Raw genomic sequence first — 6,996 nt, 5'->3', positions numbered from 1 at the left:
AAGATCGTCGCGAGCACGAACAGCGCGCTCATCCACAGGATGGCCGACTGGCTCGACAGGAAGTACTTGAGGAAGAACGCCGAATCGGCGCGCGCGAGATCGCCCTGGTAGATCTGGATCGACAGCAACGCGAGCACGGCGATCGACGCCATCATCAGCCGCGCGGGTTTCCAGCGCCAGCCGAGCGCGATGAGCGCCGGCACGGCGCCGATCATCACCGCCTTGTCGTAGTCATCCATGCGCGCGTTGTAGTGCACGAGCGCGTAGCCCGCGCCCACCACGAGCGCCAGTGCGAACAGCCAGTCGAGCAGCGACAGGCGCGCGAGGAACGGACGGTCGTCGAACAGATCGACTGCCCGAACCTCCCGCAACGCACCTGTTTGCCGATACGGCGACGCGGCAACGGAAGCCGCATCGCCGCGAGAGGATTGCATCGCTTTCATGGCATTCACCGGAATGGAACTGCGCAGGGTTGGAAGAAAAAGAGGCGCCCCGCCCCGGGGGAGACGAGACACCTAAATGATCACAGCCGGCGCCGGTCGCCTGCCCGCCGCGCGGCACGTGCCGCCTGCGACGCCGATTCGGCGGCGCTTGCTCATTGATCAGCCGGCGGGTTCGTCGGTGCACCGGCCTCCGGCTCGTTCATCGATGCACCAACCTCCGGCGCGTTCATCGGTGCACCCACCTCCGGAGCGTTCGTCGATACGCCGGTTTCCATCGGGCTCGTCGATGCACCGACTTCCGGCGGGTTCGCCGATACGCTGGCCTCCGCCGGGAATGCCTCGACGAATGCCGCGACGGCGCGCATGTCCTGCTCCGTCATGTTCGAGCACACCGACTTCATGATCGCGCCGCGCGGCCGCGTGTCGGTTTCCCGGAAGATCCTCAGTTGCTTCAGCACGTAGTCCGCGTGCTGGCCGGCGAGACGGGGAAACCCGCTCATGCCCTCGCCATGCTGGCCATGACACCCGATACAGGCCGCGACGCCCTTGTCCGGCAGGCCCGACGCGAAGATCGCCTTGCCCGTGTCGACGAGCAAGCGATCGCCGACCTCGCCGAGCGCCGCCGGCTGGCTCGAGAAATAATCCGCGAGCTGGTCGATCTGCGCATCGGTCAGATGCGTGAAGCCCCACATGTAGCGCTTCGCATTCGGATCGGCGCGCGCGTGATGCTTGAAGTCGTTCAACTGATCGACGAGATATTCCTTGCGCTGTCCGGCCAGCTTCGGAAACATCGGCGACACCGACACACCGGTCGCGCCATGGCAGTTCGAGCACACCTGCAGCGCGATGGTCTTGCCGGACACGGCCGGGTTGTCGACCTGCCGCGACCGCTCCAGGTCGTGGCAACCCGCCCCGGCCAGCACCAGCGCAAGCGAGACGATATGGGCCACCTTGTTCATGTCAGGCTCCTCCTTGCCGCAATTTCCGACGCCGCGCGAACCGATTCCGTTCGGCGACGGTGCGCATCTGCATCGACACGCGATGCGAGATACGCGCCACCCGCTCGCTGCGCGTGCTCCAGTCGGCCTGGCGAACGGGGAACGCCGGCCGGGAGGTCAGAACGACGCGACCCATAGGTACAGGAACAGCGTGTCGTTATCCCGTGCATTGCGACCCGCGCCGTCGTAGTTGGTCGCCGCACCGAGGAACCGCGTGAAATGCGTGTACTGCAAGCCGATCCGCACGTACTGAACCGGTATCCAGAAGATCTCCGGCGTCCAGCCCTGCGTGTTCGGATGGAAGTTCGCGCTGCCCGAATACAGCGTGCTGTCCGCCGTGCCGGTCGTATTGAAGAACGACAGGCTCACGCCGTATTTGTTCTGGTAGATGTACGACGCCTTGAGCCGCAGCGAATCGAGACGCGCCGCCGCACTGTCGCCCAGCACGAAGTTGTTCGGGTCGTGGATGTTCTCGCGCACGTAGCGCGCCTGCGCGGTGACCGTGTGCGGCTCCAGCAGGTACTGGTACTGCGTGTCGAAACCGTAGTCGCGATAGCGTGTCACGCCCGTGCCGAAGATCGGGAAGTTGTTCGGGTCGTTCGGATAGATGTCGACGCTCAGCCCGAACGCGCCGACCATCAGGCTGTGCGGGCCCCATTCGCGCGTCAGCGCGATGCGCGCATACGGGTTGTAGCCGCGCAGATAGACCTGCGGGTGGTCCGGGTTGCCCTCGTGGTTGCCGTGGCTCAGGAACGACCAGATGCCGTCGGCCGTGCTGTAGGCGGTCAGCTCCGCATAAACCGTCTTGTTCCAGTACAGGTAGCCGCCCATGCCGACCACCTGCATCGCAAGACTCCCTTCGAGCACCGGCAGCGCCGGAACGCTGGCGACCGGGCTGATCGTGGACGCGATGTACGGATAACCCCAGGCCGGCGCGGTGTTGAAGACGTCCTGCACGGTCGGGTTGTTGTGCAACGTCAAGCCGAGGATCAGATCGGTCCCGGCGGACATGATCCGGTCGACGAAGCGGAAGTCGGTATTGTCCGACGACCAGTGGCCTTTCCATTTGCCGCTGTCGTTCTGGTGATCGTAGTTCGTATAGGTAAACTGAGCGAATCCACCGATCTTGTCGGTGATCTTCCCGGCGAGGAACACGCTCGCGAAATCGAAGATCGGCAGCGCGTTCTTGGGATTGATCGGGTTGCCGTTGGCGTCGCTGTTGCCCCGTGTCGTGCTCAGGTCGCCGATGGCCATCGCGGCGAGCGGAATCGTGCGCTCGCCCAACGTATAGCCGTTCAGCTTGAACATGCGCCCGTACGGCGTGAGTTCAGGAAACTGTCCGCCGGCATGGCACGCGACGCAGCTCTGCCCCGTCTGGCGCGCAAAGATCGGCAGCGCGTGCGCGACGGACGCCTGCAGCAACGCGAGCGCCGCGAGCACGGCCAGCCAGCCGCGATATGCCCGGCGATGTCGCGCATCATGGCCGGCCAGGAACGTTGTCATGACGATTTCCCTCCCCGCAGCGTTTGCCGCGATACTCCGGCGCGACCTCGGAACGTCGCGCGATGACTTCATTGTGCGAAGCACGCATCGGAACCGACATGGGGCGACTCCCTCCATACGCGGTCTGATCCCCACTCCATCCGCAGGCGCGTAGCGCCGTTCACGGAACGATCCAGCCTCCGTCGGCGGAGATCTTCGTGCGGTCCGGCCCGGCGAACCGCACGATATAGCCGCCCTTCGACGCGAAGCGCTGCCCGGGCGCGAGCGTCAGGCGCGGGTAGTAGCCGGTCAGGATGCGGCGTTCGAGCATGTCCTGGATGCGCTCGACCAGATACTCGGGCACGAACGAATCGACCACGTGACTCAGCGTTTCGGCGAGCAGGCCGCACGCGAGATAGGTATCCGCCTGCACCTGCGGCGCGACCATCGGTATCTTCCGGATCGTGAACCAGCCGAACGCGTAGTCGACGCGCACGCGCCGCCCCTCGGGCAAATCGAACGGATAGGCGACGCGCGTCACGCCGCGCCAGCTCGTCGGCAGCGGCATGCTGTCGAGCCCGCCGAGGAGCCCCGACACGAACACCGTGTCCGACGCGGGCGGCATAGGGTCGAGCGCCGCGAGATCGGGCGGCCGCAGCCACAGCACGAGCACGTCGTCGCGCGGCATGCGGCGCAAGGCGTGCGCGACGCCGTCGCGGGGCGCGAGCGCGTGATTCGACACCGCGATGCCGCGCGCCTTCAGCGCGGCTGCCAGCGCCTGCGCGCCGCGCTCGCCGTTGTCGCCCGCGCGATAGACCTGCCATACCGTCTTCCCCGGCCGCGCGCCGACTTCGTCCAGGATGCGCTTCGCGATCAGGTCCGACTCGAGCAGCACGCCACGCGAGAAGTACACGGAATAGAAATCGCGATCGGTCTCGACCGGCACTTCGACGTTCGGAAACAGACACGGCACGGCCGCCGCTTCGCAGAAGTCGTGGACCGGCGCCCAGTTCCGGCCGCCGAGCCCCGACACCACGGCCAGCACCGGCTGCCGCTCGAGATACGCGTCCAGTTGCGCATGCCACGTGTCCGGCGGCCCGGTGAGCGACCAGACATGCAGTTCCCAGCGCCGATTGACCATGAACATCATTTTTCGCGTCGAGCGCAGCGGCGGCGTCGTGCCGAACGGAAACGCGTTCTTGTCCGCGAAGTAGTGCTGCAGGACGTCGAGCATGCCCGCCCGCTTCACCGGGTCCGCGTCCGGCGTGACGATCGTCGCGAAATGCAGCACCGTGTCCGTCACGCCCGGAAGCCTGCGCCGGTCGAGGCGTTTCAGATACCCGCTCAGCGCGGCCATGTCGGCATCGTCGAGCGCATACTGCGGCATCAGCCCGGCGAGCGGCCGGCCCTCCGAATCGATCCCGTCGCGCACGGCCCGCGCGAGCTGTTCTTCCGTGTACGGTTCGCGATCGGTGCGCATGCCGGGGACGTACGGAATGTCGAGATCCTCGCCGGTTTGCGCGCGAGGATGCACGAGGTAGCGCCACGTGATCGGCGGGATCGTATTGTTGCCTTCCTTCGCACCGAGGCCGCTGCGCCGGTGGCAATTGATGCAGGCGGCCGCGGCACCGCGCAGGCGCACGCCGTCCTGATGCATCGCTTCGAGCGGCGCGCCCGAACCGAGGATGCCGCGCTGGTAGATCGCCGCGCCCGCGTCCGCCGGCGCGGCAGCAGCGGACACGGCGGAGACGGCCGACGCGGTTGGCACGGCGGGCGCCGCCGCCTCGTCGCCGAGCGCCTGCCCTGCGCTCACGCCCAGTACGGCCAGCACCATCCACCGCGCCAGCTGCCTGCGCGACGCCGGCAGGCACACCCGCGCGAGGGCGCGCAGCCGCCCCCGAATGCCGTTCATGGCCGGGCCGTCGGCCCGCCGACGCCGGGCAGTATCGGCCACGCGTTTGCATCGATCGCCACCGGACGGCGTCCGCCCGGCGACGCGGGTCGCGCGAAGATCGCGTCGTCGAGCGGCGGATTCAGCGACACCTTGTCGATGAACAGCGTGTCCTTGGTCGCTGCCGCGGCCGTGCCGCTCTCGATCTTCATCGGGATCTGCAGGCCGTCGATGCGCTTGAAGTTGCTGTAGTTCACCTCCACGGTGATCGGGCCGGCGGGCCCGCGCACCACGCGGTCGGCCTTCACGTCCAGGAACGTATGGCTGTCGATCCACACGTGGCGCACCGCGCCGGATGGCAGCTTCACCGCGAGGCGGTACGCGTCGTGACCGCCGAGCGATTCGACGCCGTCCAGCGCCACGCCGATGCCCTTCGCGTCATGGTCGACCAGCGGCCCGTCGATCACCTGCTCGTCGCGCGCGGACGTCAGCTCGCCCGGCGTATACGGCCGCAGGCTCGCCCCGCTGCTCGCGCCCTGCTTCCAGCCTTCGCGGCCGTCGAACACGCGCACGGCCTTCTGGTTGAGCACGGTGAGTTCGAAGCGCGTCTTGTTCGGCCGCTTCATCGCGAGGATGAACGGCATGTCGCGCACGGGCGCGTTCGGGCTGTCCACATGGCCCGACCAGACCATTGTCTGGATCTTGCGCCATGCATCGGGCCCGCCTCGCGCCGCGATGTTCTTCTCGACGACCTGGTCTGCGGTCAGGCCCTGTCCCGGCAATTGCTCGCACGCGCACAGGGCCGCCATCGCGCAGCCGGCGAGCACCCACGATCCGATCCGTCCCATGGCCGTCACCTCGTCGGGCTGTCCGTCGGGTGACTCGCCACCCGGGCGACGGTGAGCGGCGGCTTGCCGAACAGCGCGTCGTCGGCCGTCTCGTTGAGCGTGACGTGCTCGATCGTGATCCGGTGCGTCTGCCTGACGCCGCTCACGACGGTCTCGAGCGTGTGCGGCATGACCAGCCCGTTCTCCTTGCGGTAATCGCGATAGAGGATGGCGACGCTATGCGTCTTGCCATCCAGTACGCGCGGTTCACCGTCGATCTTCAGTTCGAGGAAGCTCGACGCGTCGACCCACAGGCGCCGCGTCGCGCCGTCCTTCGTCGTCAGCTTCAGCACGTACGCGCGGTGCCCTTCCACCTGCTCCGTGCCGAGCGTCTCGATCGTGGTGCCCTTGTTCGCGTAGTCGATCAGCGGGCCGTCGAGCTCGGCGGACGACGCGGCCGACTTGAGCTGCGCCGGCGTATACGGCTCGACGTCGTTGCGGCCGAGGTACGGCCGGACGAGCCAGCCCTGCGAACCGTCGTACACCTGCAGCGCGGTCTGCTGCTCGAACTGGATCTCGAGCCGGCTCTTGCGCGGGCGCTTCAGCGTCAGCGTGAACGGCAGCTTCACGTTCTTCTTGCCGCCCGCATCGAGCTGGCCCGTCATCCTGAGCGTCGACACCGCCCGCCACGCCTGCAACCCGCCGCGCGCCGCGACATTGCGCGCGGCGATCTGCGCCGCGTCCATGCGCGCGGCCGACGCCGCCTGCGCATTCCCCGCCGCCGAAGCCGCGAAGGCGGCCTGGCCGAAAGTCAGAAAGACGGCGGCGCACGCCGCCGAAATCGACTTGAAAAGAAACCGGTTCATGACTGCTCTCCCCGCATGCAGGCCGCCCGTTGCCGATGCGCGACGGCACGCGTTTATGTGATTACTCGACCACCAGCCCGTCGATATGCAGCGAATCGATCAGGATGCTGACCCGTTCGCCGCGCTTGATCGGCCCTCCCTTGTTGGAAAACACCATCCAGTACTCCTGACCGGCTATCAGCTGGCCGGTCTGCCGCAGCGCGCCGATCTGGTCCATGACCGGAATCACGAGCATCGCGTGGCTCGTTTCTCCGTACAGGTAGACGGTCGACTTCGTATCGGCGAGCAGCCGCGCCTTGTCCGGATCGACCACGCGATAGCTGAAGCGGATCAGGTTGCCCGACGCGGTGCTGCGCACGTGCAGGTCGTCGATGCCTTTCCCCATCTGGTAATAGGCCTTCGCCTCGCGCGGCAGGCTCACCGGCACGTACGGCGAGCGCCGGTGCGCGGCCTCGGCCGGCGCGTCCTGCCCGGCCGCGGCCGGCCGCG

General features: G+C 67.4%; 6 protein-coding genes and 1 pseudogene. All 7 read right to left on the bottom strand.

Annotated features, from left to right (window positions below):
- Positions 1–443 (bottom strand): annotated as a pseudogene (locus tag F3J15_RS36595) (c-type cytochrome biogenesis protein CcsB); the annotation flags it as partial.
- 152 nt (positions 444–595) lie between these two features.
- A complete protein-coding gene (locus tag F3J15_RS36590; RefSeq protein ID WP_166897563.1) occupies positions 596–1,402 on the bottom strand; it encodes a c-type cytochrome in 807 nt (268 codons plus the stop codon).
- Positions 1,403–1,558: 156 nt separating this feature from the next.
- Entirely contained in the window at positions 1,559–2,944 is a 1,386-nt protein-coding gene (locus tag F3J15_RS36585; protein WP_089445255.1) for a cytochrome C, read from the bottom strand.
- A gap of 160 nt (positions 2,945–3,104) precedes the next feature.
- On the bottom strand, positions 3,105–4,835 hold the full coding sequence (locus F3J15_RS36580; RefSeq protein ID WP_205191147.1) for a c-type cytochrome: 1,731 nt from the start codon (positions 4,833–4,835) through the stop codon (positions 3,105–3,107).
- The gene (locus F3J15_RS36575; RefSeq protein ID WP_089445254.1) at positions 4,832–5,662 is read right to left on the bottom strand and encodes a hypothetical protein; all 831 of its coding nucleotides are present in this window, start codon (positions 5,660–5,662) and stop codon (positions 4,832–4,834) included. Before F3J15_RS36575 ends, F3J15_RS36580 begins: the two co-directional genes overlap by 4 nt.
- Positions 5,663–5,667: 5 nt before the next feature.
- Complete coding sequence (locus F3J15_RS36570) at positions 5,668–6,507, bottom strand: outer membrane lipoprotein-sorting protein (RefSeq protein ID WP_240159369.1); 840 nt, start codon at positions 6,505–6,507, stop codon at positions 5,668–5,670.
- Between the two features lie 61 nt (positions 6,508–6,568).
- Positions 6,569–6,996: hypothetical protein (locus F3J15_RS36565; protein WP_166897560.1), on the bottom strand; the 428-nt coding region annotated here is incomplete at its 5' end.

This window comes from Burkholderia sp. Ap-955 (genome assembly GCF_011753045.1).
In the GTDB taxonomy this organism is placed as follows: domain Bacteria; phylum Pseudomonadota; class Gammaproteobacteria; order Burkholderiales; family Burkholderiaceae; genus Burkholderia; species Burkholderia lata_D.
The sequence above is the reverse complement of the archived record's forward strand: the minus strand, read 5'-3'. Positions and strand labels throughout refer to the sequence as shown.

Coding starts and splice junctions, on each gene's coding strand:
- F3J15_RS36590 (WP_166897563.1), bottom strand. CDS start 1,402: ATGAACAAGGTGGCCCATATCGTCTCGCTTGCGCTGGTGCTGGCCGGG.
- F3J15_RS36585 (WP_089445255.1), bottom strand. CDS start 2,944: ATGACAACGTTCCTGGCCGGCCATGATGCGCGACATCGCCGGGCATAT.
- F3J15_RS36580 (WP_205191147.1), bottom strand. CDS start 4,835: ATGAACGGCATTCGGGGGCGGCTGCGCGCCCTCGCGCGGGTGTGCCTG.
- F3J15_RS36575 (WP_089445254.1), bottom strand. CDS start 5,662: ATGGGACGGATCGGATCGTGGGTGCTCGCCGGCTGCGCGATGGCGGCC.
- F3J15_RS36570 (WP_240159369.1), bottom strand. CDS start 6,507: ATGAACCGGTTTCTTTTCAAGTCGATTTCGGCGGCGTGCGCCGCCGTC.